Raw genomic sequence first — 16,935 nt, forward strand, 5'->3', positions numbered from 1 at the left:
TATTAGGCCCACGGATCGAAGATTTTTACCCCTGACTGACTAAAATCCGAGACATTTCTAGTAACAATCGTCATGCGATGTTCAATTGCAGTTGCAGCAATCATAGCGTCGCGCTCTGACTTTGGATTGGGTACATGAAGGCTAGCACAGCGCTGGGCAACGGCCGTATCAATAGGAAGAACTCTTTCAGAAAATGTTCCTAAAACATTTTTGTTTAGCCATTTTCTTAAGACCGAACCCTGCTTCTTATCGCGTCTTTCAATTTGCAAGATCCCCATCTCTAATTCAAATATCGAGATAACTGAAATAAACATTGAATTTGCAGAAATTCCTTCAGCCCACTGCTCAACTCGCTTGCTAATTCTGCCGGTACCCGCTTTTCTAAATTCTGACACAACATTTGTATCTAATAAATACATTACAAAGTATCTCCGGTTGGCTTAGACAAGCTGTGTATTTTCTCAGGCTCGAACTCAATATCGCCTGCACTCTTCATACTCAAAAGATCTAGAATGCTTTTGCTTTTTCCTGTAACTCTTTCATACTCAGAAAATGTCATCAAGACGTGTGCGGGTCTTCCGCGATCGGTGATTAAAACAGGTCCAGTTCTGGCTGCTTTTTTAGCCCTGCTGGTATCTTGATTAAATTCACGACTTGAAAAGGTAGTAATCATTAGCGCAACCCCATGCTTTCTCTATAATGTAGCAATGTTACTACAAAATTAAGATATCGCAAAACTCCTATTAATTAGGAGAAAAGGTTGAAAAAAAGCCACCCGAGGGTGGCTTTTCTGTTGGCGATTACTCGCGTGATGCTTTCTTGCGATCGTGCTCTTTCAGGTGACGCTTACGAACACGAACACTCTTTGGAGTGACTTCGACCAATTCATCATCACTGATAAATTCAACTGCGTATTCCAAAGTCAAATCAACAGGGGTAACCAAGCGCACAGCCTCATCGGTACCTGATGAGCGAACGTTGGTTAATTGCTTACCTTTAATCGGGTTTACAACCAAATCGTTATCTCGACTATGGATGCCGATGACCATGCCTTCATATACAGGGTCACCATGCTTCACGAACATACGGCCACGATCTTGTAATTTCCAAATTGCGTAGGCTACTGCTTCACCATCGTCTTGGCTAATCAATACGCCGTTATGGCGCTCACCCAATACACCGTCTTTGGCAGGGGCATAAGCATCAAAGGTATGACTCATTAATCCATTACCGCGAGTCATGGTCATGAAGTCGCCCTGGAAACCGATCAAGCCACGCGCTGGAATGCGGTACTCTAAACGGGTACGGCCTTTACCATCGCTGACCATATCAAGCAACTCTCCTTTACGCCTACCCAAGTCTTCCATGACGGCGCCTTGGGTAGCATCTTCAACGTCCACAGTCAGGTTCTCAAATGGCTCCATCTTGACGCCATTCTCTTCGTGGAACACCACACGTGGACGGGAAACCGCCAACTCGTAGCCTTCACGACGCATCGTCTCCACCAAAATCGTGAGATGTAGCTCACCACGACCAGACACTTCAAATACAGTGTCATCATCAGTCTCTTTAACGCGCAATGCCATATTGGATTTGAGCTCACGATCTAAACGCTCACGAATCTGACGGCTTGTCACAAACTTGCCTTCACGACCGGCCAAGGGGCTGGTGTTCACCATGAAGTTCATGGTTAAAGTGGGTTCATCAATCTTGAGCATTGGCAATGCTTCTGGAGTGTCAGGCGCACAAATGGTAGTGCCAATCGCGAGATCTTCGATACCATTGATCAAAGCAATATCACCAGCAATCGCCTCATCCACGACCTCACGCTCTAAGCCTTTAAATTTGAGAACTTGATTGACGCGGCCTTTAAAGGGGGTGCCATCTGGGCCATTCATACAAATGACTTCCATGCCTGATTTAACACGACCACGATTAACACGGCCAATACCGATTTTGCCAACGTAGCTGTTGTAATCAATCGAAGAAATCTGGAATTGCAAAGGACCATCTGGATTGTCATCACGAACAGGTACATACTTCAGCACCGCATCAAACAAGGGGCGCATATCACCTTCGCGGACATCTTCCGTCATGCCTGCAAAACCATTCAAGCCAGAAGCGTAAATGATGGGGAAGTCGAGCTGTTCTTCGGTAGCGCCTAATTTGTCAAACAACTCAAAGGTTGCGTTAATCACATAGTCAGGACGAGCGCCTGGGCGATCAATCTTATTCACAACGACGATTGGCTTTAATCCCAGTGCCAAGGCTTTCTTGGTCACGAAACGGGTCTGGGGCATTGGGCCTTCAACCGCGTCAACTAAGAGCAATACACCATCAACCATCGATAGCACGCGCTCTACTTCGCCACCAAAGTCTGCGTGTCCTGGTGTATCAACGATATTAATATGAGTGCCGTCGTATTCCACTGCACAGTTCTTCGAGAGAATAGTAATACCACGCTCTTTTTCGAGATCGTTTGAGTCCATGACGCGTTCGGTCATTTTTTCATTGGAACGGAAGGTGCCAGATTGACGCAAGAGCTGGTCAACCAAGGTAGTTTTGCCGTGGTCAACGTGGGCGATGATGGCGATGTTACGGAGTGCGCGTTTAGTCATGTGAAGCTTCTAAAGTTAAGGTAAAAGTGAAATCAGGTTAATAAATAAATAAGTCAAAATGGTTTAATGGGCCTGAGAAATCAAGCGCTTGGGATGCAAGACCCCAGAACGCCAATCCGCAGTACCAATGAAGTTGTGAGGAGCCGCAGTCGCACGATAAATACGCACTAAAGCTTCAATCGAAGGCAGGCTCATAGGAACTCTTTGCCCCATCTCTAAACGTTTAGCCTGTTGCTCATCCACAGTTAAGTGGGGCAAGGTTTGCAATAAGGCGTCGACTGGCAAGATATAAGTGGAGCTTTCTTGCAGACCTTTTTGGATCGACTCCAAAGTAAAGGATTGCTCAAGATTGAGGTGCCCTACTTCGGTTCGGCGCAAACCGATTAAATGGGCACCGCAGTGCAGTGCCGCACCAATCTCTTCAGCGAGAACACGGATATAAGTGCCCTTACTGCAGCTTACTTCCAGGGTGGCTTGTGGCCACTGAATATCGGTCCATCGAATGCGATGAATGATGATCTCTCTTGGGGTACGCTCGAGCTCTACACCTGCACGGGCATATTCATATAAAGGTTTGCCATCTCGCTTGAGTGCGGAATACATTGGTGGCACTTGTTTAATGGCGCCAGTAAATTGGTGAAGAACTTGATCTAGCGCCTTCTGAATTGCTGTCTGATCTGCAAAGATTGGAAGGTCAAAGGTTTCGACTATCTGACCTTCAGCATCACCCGTATCGGTTCTGCTGCCAAATTGAACTTTAGCAATATAGGTCTTATCGGCGTCGAGTAAGTCTTGTGAATACTTGGTAGCCTCACCCAAACAAATCGGGAGTAGGCCTGTAGCCATTGGATCTAAAGTACCGGTATGGCCCGCTTTATCGGCATTGAAAGCGCGTTTAACAGCAGTAACAGCCCCTTGAGAACTCATTCCGGCTGGCTTATCTAACAATACAACTCCATCGATGCGAACTGACATAGGATTACTTATTTTCGTCCCGATGATCACTATCAACCGCTTGATCAATCAGTTTAGACATTTCAATGCCGTGCTCGACTGAGACGTCATAGTGAAAGTGTAGTGTTGGCACCGTATGAATATGCAAACGTTTAAATAACAAAGAATGTAGGTAACCCGCTTTTTCTTGCAAAGCTTGTAATGCATGATCAGGCTCTGCACCCAAAACAGTAAAGAAGACCTTAGCATGGGCCAAATCAGGAGAGAGCTCAACACTTTGCAAGGTAATTAAACCTAAGCTGGGATTGCGCAACTCTCTTGGAATCAGCTCAGCCAGATCTCGCTGAATTTGATCGGCGAGACGCTGGTTACGATGTGGGCTAGCTTTATGCATAGGGGCTTAGTGATTAACTTAGAGGCTTCTAGCGACTTCAGTCACTTCGAATACCTCAAGCTGATCGCCTTCCTTGATGTCGTTATAGCCCTTCAATGACAAGCCACACTCAACACCGGCACGCACCTCTTTGGCATCATCTTTGAAGCGCTTGAGCGAATCCAATTCGCCTGACCAGACCACGACGTTATCGCGCAAGAGACGAACGCTTGAATTGCGTTTGACCACGCCATCCAAAACCAAGCAACCTGCAATCGCACCGACTTTAGAGACCAAGAAGACCTGGCGAATCTCGACCATGCCAGTGATTTCTTCTTTCTTATCGGGAGTCAACATGCCACTCAAGGCTGCTTTCACTTCATCAACTGCGTCATAAATAATGTTGTGGTATCGAATATCAACACCATTGTTTTCAGCCAGCTTGCGAGCAGCAGCATCAGCGCGGGAATTAAATCCAATAATCACAGCCTTCGAAGCGACGGCCAAGTTCACGTCAGTCTCGGTAATGCCACCTACGCCAGCGTGAACGATTTGCACCTTCACCTCTGGTGTAGACAATTTTTGCAATGATTGAGAAAGTGCTTCTTGCGATCCTTGAACGTCAGCCTTGATGATTAATGGCAAGAGCTTCGCTTCAATTGCGCCCTCACCCATATTTTCCATCATAGTCTCGAGCTTGACAGCTTGCTGTTTGGCCAACTTCACGTCACGGAACTTGCCTTGACGGAAGAGTGCAATCTCGCGCGCTTTACGCTCGTCAGGCACAACTTGTACTGCCTCTCCAGCTGCAGGAACTTCAGACAAGCCCTGGATCTCAACCGGAATCGATGGGCCTGCTTCATTACAAGGCTTACCGTTCTCATCCAACATCGCACGGACACGACCAAAACTTGAACCTGCTAAGAGCATATCGCCGCGCTTGAGGGTGCCCGACTGAACCAAAATGGTTGCAACAGGACCCTTACCTTTATCGAGACGTGCCTCAATCACAAGACCTTGCGCAGGAGCATCTTTAGGTGCCTTGAGTTCAAGCACTTCTGCTTGGAGAAGAACGTTCTCTAGGAGTTCGTCGATACCAACGCCAGTTTTTGCAGACACTGGAATAAATGGCACATCACCGCCGTACTCTTCTGGCACGACTTGCTCAGCAACCAACTCTGTCTTGACACGCTCTGGGTTAGCTTCGGGTTTATCAATCTTATTAATAGCAACCACGATAGGTACACCAGCGGCCAGCGCGTGGTGAATCGCCTCTTTAGTCTGAGGCATCACACCATCATCCGCAGCCACAACTAGAATCACAATATCTGTCGCCTTAGCACCACGAGCACGCATCGCCGTAAAGGCTTCGTGACCTGGAGTATCCAAGAAGGTAATCATGCCGCGCGGGGTTTCCACATGGTATGCACCAATGTGTTGAGTAATACCGCCCGCTTCACCAGAGGCTACTTTTGCTAGACGAATCTTATCGAGCAAAGAAGTTTTACCGTGGTCAACGTGACCCATCACCGTAACAACTGGTGGGCGTGGCAATAACTCAGCATCGTGGGGTTCGGCACCAATATCTAAATCAGGGTCATCAAGCTTAGCAGCATGGGCTGTATGACCCATCTCTTCCACAATGATCATTGCAGTATCTTGATCGAGCACTTGGTTAATGGTGACCATTTGGCCCATACCCATCAACAACTTAATTACTTCAGCACTCTTCACTGCCATCGCGTGCGCTAATTCAGCGACGGTGATGGTTTCAGGAACATGCACATCACGAACTACTGGCTCTGTAGGCACTTGGAAATTGGTATCGACATTGGCTTCAGCAATTTGACGTTGCTTCTTACGACCACCGCCAGAGCGCCAACCACCAACACCGCCGGAGCTATCGCCACGGGTCTTCAGACCACCAGGACGTTTTGCACCCTCTTCTTGCCACGTGGAGGAAGTTTCAGCAGACTTAATCGTTTTGCCGCCAACCTTAACGACTTTTTTCTTATCGTCAGCACCTTCAACCTTGGCGGGCTTGTGAAGTGTGCCTTTTTTGGCTTCTTCAGCAGCAGTCTCACTGGGCGCCTTGAGAACGCGGGCTGGCGCACTCATCATGTCCCGAATCGCCAATGCTTCAGCTTCCGCAGCAGCACGACGCACTCGTATATCAGCGAGTTCTTTTTCTTTAGCCGCTGCCAAATCTTTAGCAGCCTTCTCAGATGCGGCTTTCTTTTCAACTGCGGCTTCGTCATTCGATTTAGCTGGGGGTTCGACAGCAGCAACTTCCTTCTGACGTGCATCTTCAGCAGCCTTCATCTCTGCTTCTTGGCGTGCTAAAAGTTCAGCCTGACGAGTTGCTTCAGCAGCGCGTTTTTCCAACTCTTCTTCAGAAAGAATCGACTTCGCTGGTGTGTTTGCTACAGCTACCTTGACTGGCTTTTCTTCTTCTACTTCAGGAGCGGCGGCGGCTTCACCACCCTTAAGCAACACGCGTTTTTTGCGCACCTCAACTTGAACGGTACGAGTCCGCCCAGCAGAGTCTGCCTGACGAATCTCAGAGTTCTCGCGCTTAATCAGGGTAATCTTTTTACGATTCCCTGCATCGGCATTACCGTGCTCTTTTTGCAAATGCTCAAGCAGGACTTTTTTGTCCTTCTCGGTAATGCTGTCGTCTTCAGAACCCTTATCGATCCCCGCCGCCTTTAATTGCTCCAAAAGGTCAACCGAAGTCCGTTTAAGTTCCGTAGCGAGTACTTTTACTGTTGTTGCCATTCACTGCTTCCTCTTATGAAGTAAACCAATGTTCACGCGCTTTCATGATGAGCGCTTTCGCAGTTTCTTCGTCAATTTGTGTCGCCTCAACTAGCTCATCAACAGCCAATTCAGCAAGGTCGTCACGGGTATGTACTTGATTGTCAGCAAGCTTCGCAATCAACTCAGGAGTCATGCCATCTAGTGAACGCAAGTCTTGGGAAACTTCACCAATGCGCTCTTCTTTAGCCAACTCCATAGTCAATAAAGAATCGCGTGCACGAGTACGCAACTCGTTCACAGTATCTTCATCAAATGAATCGATTTCCAACATCTCTGAAAGAGGAACATAAGCAACCTCTTCCAAAGTATTAAAGCCTTCTTCAATCAAAATATCTGCCACTTCTTGATCAACGTCTAATTTGTCCATAAACAATTGACGAATTGAAGAAGCTTCTTTTTCTGTTTTCTCAGCAGACTCTTCTGGAGTCATGATATTGATTTGCCAACCCGTTAGATCGCTCGCCAAACGGACGTTCTGTCCGCTACGGCCAATCGCAATCGCCAAGTTTTCTTCATCAACCACGACATCCATTGCATGACGCTCTTCATCAACTACGATTGAAGAGACTTGTGCTGGAGCTAAAGCACCAATCACAAACTGAGCTGGGTCTTCTGACCACAACACGATATCTACTGCCTCGCCAGCCACTTCGTTACGCACAGCAGTCACACGTGTTCCGCGGACGCCAACGCAAGTACCGATAGGATCGATACGCTTGTCATAGGTGACAACTGCGATCTTGGCACGGATGCCAGGATCACGAGCCGCGCCCTTGATCTCTAGCAAGCCCTGCTCCATTTCAGGAACTTCATTCTCAAACAACTTGATCAAGAAATCAGGGCAGGTACGAGATAACTCAATCTGTGGGCCACGGGCTTCGCGATCTACTTTAAGGATGTAGGCGCGTACACGGTCGCCAGAGCGCAAGTTCTCTTTCGGAATCATTTGATCGCGACGCAGCAATGCTTCTACTCGACCAGATTCAATGATTAAGCCATTCTTATCAGCACGCTTAACGGTACCGGTCATGACTTTTTCGCCACGCTCAAGGTAGTCGTTCAGAATCTGCTCACGCTCAGCATCACGAATACGCTGCAGAATGACCTGCTTAGCGGCTTGCGCGCCAATACGACCGAAGGCCAAGGATTCAATTTGCTCTTCGATGTAATCGCCGACTTCCATGTCAGCTAGTTGTTCTTGAGCCTCAAATTGCAGAATCTCTTTATCTGGCTCTTGCAGGCCAGCTTCATTAGGTACGACCAACCAACGACGGAAGGTTTCGTATTCACCAGACTCACGGTCGATGGAAACACGAATATCCACATCCTCGTTTGGATAGCGCTTCTTAGTGGCCGATGCTAACGCCATTTCTAGCGCCTCGAACACAATAGCTTGATCAACATTCTTTTCACGCGCTAGGGCGTCTGCCAACATGAGAACTTCTCGGCTCATGACTTTCTTCCTTTGAAATCAATAACAGGGACCAACCGAGTCTTATCGACCTCGGCTAATGAAAACTCCAATTGAGACTCAGCACCATCGGTGCCTTCAAACAGCAAACCAAATTTAGCATCGGGCGCATGAATATCGCCACTCAGCAAACCTTGCAACACACCACGAAAATTCTTGCGACTACCTACTGCAACACGTAACTTCACATCCACTTCCATGCCAGCAAAGCGAACAAAATCTTCTGCCGATTTGACCGGGCGATCCAAGCCTGGAGAAGAAATCTCCAGACGCTCATAAGGAATATTCTCTACTGGCAATGCATAGCTCAGTTGATGGCTTACCTTCTCGCAATCCTCGACCGTAATCAAACGTTCGTAATCTGGGTTTTCAATTGTGACGCGTAGCAAACCACCGGCTTCACGCTCGATATCGACTAGCGCGTAACCCAAGTTTTCTAACTCCGCAGAAATAATCTGCTGATCTCTCACATCAACCCCTCATACCGAAACGGCAAAAAAAAATGGGCTTCAAAGCCCATATTCTCGAATTCAGAACAGGCCGGCTTACGTTGATCGCAACATCAGCCGGGAAATACGTACCCCATCGCTACTAACTAAAACAGCGGTAATCCGCTGTAAGAAGGAAATTATAGCCGAATTAACAGAAAATCGATAGAAATCAGAAGCTTTCGCTCGGATTACGGGGCTTTCTAGGGCCCTTATTGAAGGGCTTGCGGCCTTTGGGTGCGCCGCGTTTAGGGCCATTACCCGGACTCTGGGGATTACCAGTCACAAAAGCAGACTGACCGTGATGGACTTTTTTGGCTTTATTGCGATTTTGTCCCTGAGCACCTTGACCACCCTGCCCGCCTTGGCCTGGTCTGCCGCCTTGGGTTCGACCACGGAAAGGGCCACGACCTTCGCTGCCGCCACTCGGCTGACCACCTCTGCCTTGGTGAGTTAAACCATTGTGCCCGCTCGCCAGCGTCAGAGCGTCGCGCGAACCCCAATAAGATACTGAGGTTTGCATTGGATCGGGCTGGTGATCACCGCCCGCTTGAGGATTGCGGTGATGATGATTACCATTCCCGTTCATATTACGACTCTTATCTTGAGCTTGAGGAACTTTGAGTCCAGCGGAGCGCATGAGTGCAGCAACGCCTTCAGCAGGAACTTCCTCCCACTTACCGCGTCTTAATCTTGGGGGTAATAAGAACATGCCATAGCGGGTTCGAAGCAAGCGGGATACGGTATGGCCAACTGCCTCAAACATGCGACGCACTTCACGATTACGGCCTTCGGTTAAGGCAACGTGATACCAGCGATTAGCGCCATCACCACCACCCATGGTTAAGCGTAAGAAACGGGCTTGACCATCATCGAGCTGAATGCCACTCTTTAATTGCGCCATCGACTCTTGTCCTAGCTCACCCAAAATACGTACAGCGTACTCACGCTCAATCCCATAGCGTGGATGCATTAAACGATTGGCTAATTCACCAGAAGTCGTGAAGAGTAAAAGTCCTTCAGTATTGAAGTCTAAGCGTCCGACCGCAATCCAGCGGCCTTGACGTGGCTTTGGTAGGCGATCAAATACAGTTGGGCGCCCCTCTGGATCAGATTGACTGACGATTTCGCCAGAAGGCTTATGATACAAAATCACGCGTGGTGGCTTAGTTTGTATCTTGCGATGGACTTGTTTGCCGTTAATTCGAACCTGATCGGTTGGACCAATGCGCTGACCAATATGGGCAGGCAAACCATTTACCGAGACACGACCCTGAATAATCAAATCCTCCATGTCGCGGCGTGAGCCCATACCAACATCAGCCAACACTTTGTGTAACTTGACGGTATCTTCATCATCCGCTTCGTCGTCAAGACCATCGAGATCAGACCAGACCTCATCTCGCAAACTTAAAGGCAATTCATCCACGTTTGCAAACTGCAAACTGCTCATCTCTTCTTCAGAAGGCGCATCCGCATCTTCATCATGACGCACGCGCTGTGCACGGCGCTCTGCACCTGTCTGATGTGAGATGTCGTTCTCATTAAAACCTTCAGGATGTTTTACATCCTCCACTTCGGGGGCATCTAAGGCAGCATCAAATTCACCAGAAACTACTGCAGCGAATAAGGCTTCACTCTCAGCAGGATTGGGTGCTGATTTAGCTGGCAGCCCGCCACCCTCACGAGGCCCCCTTGATTCGCCGCCTTCTCTGCGCGGCTTCTCTTTATTGAAGGGTCGCTTCTTATTAAAGGGGTGCTTGCCAGGTCTACGCGGCCGACGCTCTGCGCCCTCATGGCCTTCGGTAGGAGCACCCTCCGCTGGGGATGGGGCTGCGCCAGACTGAGGTGAATGCACTACTGGTGGTGAATCGTTTTCGATGGAACTAGTCATTAATAATTATTTTTGCTCGTCAGGATTGTCTGACGCATCGCTTTCTTCGGTAATTTCGATAGTGATTTCTTCCACCGTTTCAATCGTGGCTTCTTCTGTCACGATCTCGGTGATCGTTTCGGTAGCTGTATCAACATCAAACTGAATGACAGCCTGTCCCACGTCTTCTGCAGCAGGCGCAACATCTTCTAACATCGGCAGACTTTGTAAATTCGTCAAACTCAGATCATCTAAGAACTGCTTGGTTGTGGCATACAAACCTGGGCGGCCAATGGTTTCTTTGTGGCCAATCACTTCTACCCAACCGCGGTCTTCTAGCTGCTTCATCACATTACTACTCACAGCAACGCCACGAATCTCTTCAATCTCACCGCGGGTTACAGGCTGACGATAAGCAATGATCGCCAAGGTTTCCATCACAGCGCGGGAATACTTAGGTGGCTTCTCAGGAGTGAGGCGATCCAAATACTCGCGCATTGCTAAGCGACTCTGAAAACGCCAACCGGTTGCGATGTGCACCAACTCCATGCCTTTGTCATGCCATTCGGTTTGAATGACATCCAAGACGTCTTTAATTTCTGTAGCGGATATCTCTTCTACAAACAAGCGAGTGAGGTCAGCAGCACTCAGCGGCTCCTGCGCGCACAAGAGTGCAGTTTCAATTACGCGTTTATTGTGATCGTCCATAAAGTCGGGCTACCAGGCATAACCTGAGTAGGCTTAAAAAAGTATTTCAGTAATGGGTTTGAGATATTTCTCGGTATAACAGGCAATCAATCTCTGGATTTCTCATTAGAAGCGACGCCGGAGCTACAACAAAGCAAATTTGAGTATCCTTCGTCAGCAGTCAGACCATTATAAGGTAGGCTCAATACAATAGCCATATGCCTAAATCTTTCCACCAATTTACCCTCTCCGCCCCCCGCCGCCAGTTTTTAGGCTGGGGACTGGGTCTGGCTGGCGGTCTAAGCCTAGGAGCCTGCAGCCTCAGTCCGCCACGAAAACCGGTCCTAGGCTTGGTCTTAGGTGCAGGCGCAGCAAGGGGGTTTGCCCACATCGGCGTCATTAAGGCCCTAGAGTCTCAGGGTATCCGCCCCGATTTGGTGGTTGGAAGCAGTGCCGGGAGTGTGATTGCCGCTCTGCTGGCATCTGGCGCCACTGGCAATGAGCTCAATCGATTGGCACTTAATTTGGATGAAGCCACGATTGCCGATTGGGGTCTTCCATTTGCCGGTCGCTTTGGAGGCCTTATCAAAGGGGAAGCCCTGCAAGCGATGGTGAATCGAGAAGTGCGCAACAAAACCATTGAGCAAATGAATCTGCCGCTCGGCATTGTCGCAACCGAATTACAAACCGGCAAAGGTGTGCTCTTTCGCTCTGGCAATACGGGCTTAGCAGTGAGAGCATCCTGTAGTGTGCCTGGCGTATTTCAACCAGCAAGCATTAATGGCAAGGAATATGTGGATGGTGGTTTAGTAGCCCCCGTACCGGTGAGCTATGCCAGACAGATGGGCGCAACTGTTGTGATCGCAGTCAACATTTCTTCTGAGCCCTTACATCAAGATGCCAGTGGTACCTTCGGTGTTCTACAACAAACCATTTCCATCATGCAGAACAGCATCAATCAATATGAACTGAAAAGTGCTGACATTGCAATCCAACCGCAACTCAAACAAATGAGTGGAAGTGATTTCAAGGCCAGAAATGCAGCCATCTTGGCTGGCGAGGTTGCCACTCAAGAACAAATGGCGCTCATTAAAGACAAGCTCAAACTGTAATCACTTGAGTTTGAACTAGAGGCTTTGGGGCTTACGCTTGATATTGTTGATTTGATCGAGCAGCTCGCGACGCTCAGCACCGCCCAATGCATCTCCACTATCTAAACGACGCGCACCGTCAAAACGACGATCCCAATACACGCTACTCAGATCATCGACTCGCACGCTGGCACCCTTAGAAGGTGAATGAATAAATTTGTTGTCGCCAACATAAATACCCACGTGTGAAAAAGTTAAACGCATGGTGTTAAAAAATACCAAGTCGCCAGGCTGCAGATCATCGCGAGTAATGGGTTTACCAACCTGACTCATTTGGGTTGACTTATTGGGAAGCAAAAATCCCAACTTGTCTTTAAAGACATAGGCAACAAAACTACTACCATCCAAGCCAGATTGAGGCAGCTCAGCATTCCAGCGATAACGCACCCCAATGACTGACATCGCTTGATTAATCAAAGACTCAGATTTTTCTGAGACAGAATCAACCAGACGATCCGATGCGCGAGAGAAATAGGATTTCCCGGCCTGGAACATGCTTTCTTTTGGAGCATCAACCACCTCCTCGGCATGGGCAAATCCAGCGCAGGCAAGAAATGCGGCAAGGCCCAAAGACATTAGGATGCCTTTGAGGGTCTGAGGGGCTGCTTTGTTAAATGACATCAGGCGAGTGTAACAAAGAAGCTTGACGTTACCAAGACTTGCGGATATCAATAAGTATCTGTTTATAAACAGTTTTTTTGATATTTATGGTAAAAATGCACCAATTTTGCCCATTCAATCAAGGGGCCTAGGTAATTTCGGCGGCCTCAAATAGCTCTTTGGTATAGCTTTGCTTGGGGTGCTTAATTAGGGTTTCGGTCTCACCAAACTCCACCATCTTGCCACCTTTGAGCACCATAATCTCATGCGACATGGCTCTAATTACTGCCAAGTCATGACTAATCATCAAATAAGCTAAATTGTATTTTTTCTGCAATTCGGTCAGTAAAGCCAGTATTTGCTTCTGAATCGAGACATCTAAGGCCGACGTTGGCTCATCCAGCACCAGAATCTGGGGTCGCAAAATCAGTGCCCGGGCGATTGCGATGCGCTGTCGCTGTCCGCCAGAAAATTCATGTGGATAACGCGTTAGTGCAGAGCGATCAATACCAACCTCTCGCAAAATATCTAGCACCCTCTGCTCTCTTTCGGCGCTACTCAATTTTGGGAAATGAATATCCAAACCTTCGGCAATGATTTGCATTACCGTCATCCGTGGCGAGAGAGAGCCAAAGGGATCCTGGAAAATGACCTGCAAGCTCGAGCGCAATGCTCTTCTTTGAGCAGACTTCAGAGTTTTCCAATCATTTCCGAGCACATCCACCTCACCAGTCACTTCAGCAGCTGAATCACTCAAGAGACCGAGCACCGCCATCCCTAATGTTGTTTTACCAGAGCCGGACTCTCCGATCACACCGATGGTTTGCCCTTGTTTCAGGCCGAAGCCAATCTTTTTTAATACCGAATGTCTTGGCGCCTTCTTAAGCCACGATCCTGAATCTAGACTGGGATAGGAGACTGACAAATGATTAGTTTGCAACAAGACTGGAGCAAGCGGCATCACAGGGGCTAAGTTTCGCAAGGGCTCGCTATTGACCAAAGTTTGGGTATATGGATTTTCTGGATGTTCAAAGACTTGCTTGGTCACGCCGAACTCAACTAAATTACCCTGGTTCAACACTGCCACACGATGGGCAAAGTGCTTCACGAGATTGAGGTCATGCGTAATCAACAGAATGCCCATGCCGCCGTGATCTTTAGATTCCTCTTGAAGCTCTTTTAGTAAATCCAGAATCTGTAAACGCAAACTCACATCGAGTGCAGTCGTGGGCTCATCCGCAATGAGCAAACGGGGTTTACACGCCAGAGCCATCGCAATCATCGCGCGCTGTCTTTGTCCGCCAGATAGCTGGTGCGGGTAAGAATGAAAGCGTTTTTCAGGCTCAGGGATTCCGGTCTTACGCAAGAGATCCACCGCTGCTGCAAAGGCATCTGCTTTAGAGATGAAGGGCTCATCAATCTGGACTGCTTCAATAATCTGATCACCAATAGTAAATAAGGGATTCAGAGCTGTCATCGGCTCCTGAAATACCATAGCGATTTCTCGTCCGCGGATCTGACGAATCTTTTCAATTGGCAGAGACAGTAAATCGACTGGCTTGGTAGCGGCTTGCCGTTGTGCATTCTCTTTGCCACTCCACCAAATCCGACCGGTCATCTTGGCGCCTTCGGGCTCAAGTCTCAAAGGAGCTAGCGCGCTTAAGGTTTTTCCAGAGCCGGACTCGCCAACCAAAGCAACTCGCTCACCAACCCCGATTTCTAAATCAAGATGGCTCAGTGCAAACTTCTCGCGACGCCCTGTTCCAAAAGAAATACTTACATCTTCGAAGCGCAATAAGGTATTCACGAGCGCACCCCGCTGACCGAGCCTGATTGACGAGAATCAAACGCGTTGCGCAGGGCCTCCCCCATAAAGGTCAGAAGAAGCAGTGTTGCTACTAGGACCACAAAGGTGGAGAGGGAGATCCACCACGCATCTAAATTCCCTTTGCCTTGTGAGAGCAGCTCACCAAGACTTGGCGTACCTGGTGGAACACCCAAACCCAAGAAGTCCAAACTGGTGAGGGACAAAATGGCAGCACTCATTCGGAATGGTAGAAAGGTAATCACTGGTGTCAAACTATTTGGCAGTATGTGGCGCAGCATGATCTGAAAATTGGTAAGCCCTAAAGCTTTAGCCGCACGAACATACTCAAGGGCACGATTACGATAAAACTCCGCACGGACATAATCAGACAAACCCATCCAACCAAAAGCCGCCAGCAACACAATTAATAGTAAGACGCTAGGATTAAAGATCGAGGCAAAGATAATCAGTAGATAGAGTTCAGGCATTGAGCCCCAGATTTCAATCAGGCGCTGAGAGATCAAGTCAAACTTACCACCAAAGAAACCCATCAAAGAGCCTGTGATGATGCCCACACCAACCCCCACAATGGTGAGTGCAAGGCCAAAAAGAATGGATAAACGAAAGCCGTAAATCAAACGCGATAAGACATCGCGCCCACGATCGTCAGTGCCAAACCAATTTTCCGCGGATGGTGGGGCGGGATTGGGGACCTGTGAAAAGTAATTGAGGGTTTCGTAGCTATAAGGAATCAGTGGGTAGATCGCCCAATTGCCATCATTGGTAATGTTGTGACGAATATCGGGATCCAGAAAATCTGTCGGCGTAGCAAAGTCTCCACCAAAAACCGTCTCGGCTTGATTGTGCACAATCGGAAAATAGAAGTGCCCGTTGTAACGAACAATCAGCGGCTTGTCATTGGCAATGAAATCGGCGCACATACTAAAGCCAAACAACAACAGAAAAATCCACAGACTCACATAGCCTGTGCGATTGCGCTTAAATCGTTGCCAGCGACTCACGAGCCCCCTCCTGCGCCAAACTGAATACGAGGATCAATGTAGACATAACAGAGATCCGAGATCAATTTGGTAAATAGACCAATCAGGGTGAACAAATACAAAGTACCAAACACTACCGGGTAATCGCGTCGCATGACAGACTCATACGAGAGGAGACCAAGGCCATCTAGAGAGAACAAGGTCTCAATCAAAAGAGAGCCTGTAAAGAAGGCGCCAATGAAAGCGGCAGGAAATCCTGTCACTAAGGGCAAAAGCGCATTACGAAAGACATGCTTCCATAGGACTTGTTGCTCGCTTAAGCCCTTGGCTCTTGCTGTCAACACATACTGCTTGCGAATTTCCTCTAAAAAAGAGTTCTTGGTCAGCATCGTGACCACTGCGAAACTGCCTAGCACCATTGCAGTAATGGGCAAGACCAAATGCCAGAGGTAATCCAGAATCTTGCCAATCAAACTGAGGTCTGACCAATTATCAGAAGTTAAACCACGCAAGGGGAATAGCTGTAAGAAGCTACCCCCTCCAAAGAGCACGAGCAACAAGACTCCCAACACAAACCCTGGAATGGCATAACCCACCAAGATAATGGTACTCGTCACCGTATCAAAGCGAGAACCTTCTCGCACTGCTTTAGCAATACCCAAGGGAATCGAAATTAAATAGGTGATAAAGAAAGTCCACAAACCAATGCTGATTGACACGGGTAATTTGGAAACCACCAAATGCCACACGCTTTGGTGTTGGTAATAGCTTTGACCTAAATCAAATCTAGCAAAGCGTCCCAACATCATGAAGTAGCGCTCTACTGGTGGCTTATCAAAACCATATAGAGCCTTGACCTCAGCTAGACGCTGCTCATCAATTCCTTGGCGCCCCCGATAAGTCGCACCAGCGCCAGAAGACTCAGAACCCCCTACCGAGCCATTACCCTTGCCCTTTAGCTCCAGCACCATTTGTTCTACTGGACCGCCAGGAACAAATTGCACTACTGCAAAAGTGAGGGTCAAGACACCCAATAGCGTCGGGATCATCAACAACAAACGCTTTGCAATGTAAGAACGCATCTGTACTTGC

Annotated in this window: 15 protein-coding genes; 1 reads left to right on the forward strand and 14 read right to left on the reverse strand. The window is 48.2% G+C overall.

The features are described 5' to 3' along the window. Window positions 1-2: 2 nt before the first annotated feature. From AOC06_RS05990 to scpB, 10 genes are all read right to left on the reverse strand, one after another. Window positions 3-419, reverse strand: coding sequence for a type II toxin-antitoxin system VapC family toxin (locus AOC06_RS05990; protein WP_112204560.1), 417 nt, complete (start codon window positions 417-419; stop codon window positions 3-5). Beyond that, on the reverse strand, window positions 419-673 hold the full coding sequence (locus AOC06_RS05995; RefSeq protein ID WP_215379442.1) for a type II toxin-antitoxin system Phd/YefM family antitoxin: 255 nt from the start codon (window positions 671-673) through the stop codon (window positions 419-421). Before AOC06_RS05995 ends, AOC06_RS05990 begins: the two co-directional genes overlap by 1 nt. Window positions 674-800: 127 nt before the next feature. After that, entirely contained in the window at window positions 801-2,618 is a 1,818-nt protein-coding gene (gene typA / locus AOC06_RS06000) for a translational GTPase TypA (protein ID WP_215379444.1), read from the reverse strand. Between the two features lie 63 nt (window positions 2,619-2,681). Further along, window positions 2,682-3,593 carry a tRNA pseudouridine(55) synthase TruB gene (truB, locus tag AOC06_RS06005; RefSeq protein WP_215379446.1) on the reverse strand — a complete coding sequence of 304 codons (912 nt, stop codon included), beginning with the start codon at window positions 3,591-3,593 and terminating at the stop codon, window positions 2,682-2,684. A gap of 4 nt (window positions 3,594-3,597) precedes the next feature. After that, complete coding sequence (rbfA, locus tag AOC06_RS06010; protein WP_215351312.1) at window positions 3,598-3,966, reverse strand: 30S ribosome-binding factor RbfA; 369 nt, start codon at window positions 3,964-3,966, stop codon at window positions 3,598-3,600. 18 nt (window positions 3,967-3,984) lie between these two features. Beyond that, on the reverse strand, window positions 3,985-6,723 hold the full coding sequence (infB, locus tag AOC06_RS06015) for a translation initiation factor IF-2 (RefSeq protein WP_215379448.1): 2,739 nt from the start codon (window positions 6,721-6,723) through the stop codon (window positions 3,985-3,987). 13 nt (window positions 6,724-6,736) lie between these two features. Continuing rightward, window positions 6,737-8,218 carry a transcription termination factor NusA gene (gene nusA / locus AOC06_RS06020; RefSeq protein WP_215335870.1) on the reverse strand — a complete coding sequence of 494 codons (1,482 nt, stop codon included), beginning with the start codon at window positions 8,216-8,218 and terminating at the stop codon, window positions 6,737-6,739. Next, window positions 8,215-8,706: a ribosome maturation factor RimP gene (gene rimP / locus AOC06_RS06025; protein WP_215379450.1), complete on the reverse strand. Its 492-nt coding sequence runs from the start codon at window positions 8,704-8,706 to the stop codon at window positions 8,215-8,217. The genes nusA and rimP overlap by 4 nt, the downstream gene beginning before the upstream one ends. Window positions 8,707-8,896: 190 nt before the next feature. After that, window positions 8,897-10,618 carry a 23S rRNA pseudouridine(2605) synthase RluB gene (gene rluB, locus AOC06_RS06030; RefSeq protein ID WP_215379453.1) on the reverse strand — a complete coding sequence of 574 codons (1,722 nt, stop codon included), beginning with the start codon at window positions 10,616-10,618 and terminating at the stop codon, window positions 8,897-8,899. A 6-nt stretch (window positions 10,619-10,624) separates the two neighbouring features. Beyond that, entirely contained in the window at window positions 10,625-11,305 is a 681-nt protein-coding gene (scpB, locus tag AOC06_RS06035) for an SMC-Scp complex subunit ScpB (RefSeq protein WP_215379456.1), read from the reverse strand. A gap of 197 nt (window positions 11,306-11,502) precedes the next feature. Between scpB and AOC06_RS06040 the strand changes: the two genes are divergently transcribed. Further along, the gene (locus tag AOC06_RS06040; RefSeq protein WP_215379458.1) at window positions 11,503-12,396 is read left to right on the forward strand and encodes a patatin-like phospholipase family protein; all 894 of its coding nucleotides are present in this window, start codon (window positions 11,503-11,505) and stop codon (window positions 12,394-12,396) included. A 15-nt stretch (window positions 12,397-12,411) separates the two neighbouring features. Here AOC06_RS06040 and AOC06_RS06045 read toward each other — a convergent pair whose 3' ends face one another. From AOC06_RS06045 to AOC06_RS06060, 4 genes are all read right to left on the reverse strand, one after another. Continuing rightward, window positions 12,412-13,056 (reverse strand): C40 family peptidase, encoded by a 645-nt coding sequence (locus tag AOC06_RS06045; RefSeq protein ID WP_215379460.1) that lies wholly within the window; start codon window positions 13,054-13,056, stop codon window positions 12,412-12,414. A gap of 127 nt (window positions 13,057-13,183) precedes the next feature. Next, window positions 13,184-14,842 (reverse strand): ABC transporter ATP-binding protein, encoded by a 1,659-nt coding sequence (locus AOC06_RS06050; RefSeq protein WP_215379462.1) that lies wholly within the window; start codon window positions 14,840-14,842, stop codon window positions 13,184-13,186. Next, window positions 14,839-15,864, reverse strand: a complete 1,026-nt coding sequence (locus tag AOC06_RS06055; RefSeq protein WP_215379463.1) for an ABC transporter permease — start codon at window positions 15,862-15,864, stop codon at window positions 14,839-14,841. The genes AOC06_RS06050 and AOC06_RS06055 overlap by 4 nt, the downstream gene beginning before the upstream one ends. Beyond that, entirely contained in the window at window positions 15,861-16,925 is a 1,065-nt protein-coding gene (locus AOC06_RS06060; protein WP_215381864.1) for a microcin C ABC transporter permease YejB, read from the reverse strand. The genes AOC06_RS06055 and AOC06_RS06060 overlap by 4 nt, the downstream gene beginning before the upstream one ends. Between the last annotated feature and the right edge of the window lie 10 nt (window positions 16,926-16,935).

The organism is Polynucleobacter paludilacus (assembly GCF_018687595.1).
GTDB lineage: Bacteria > Pseudomonadota > Gammaproteobacteria > Burkholderiales > Burkholderiaceae > Polynucleobacter > Polynucleobacter paludilacus.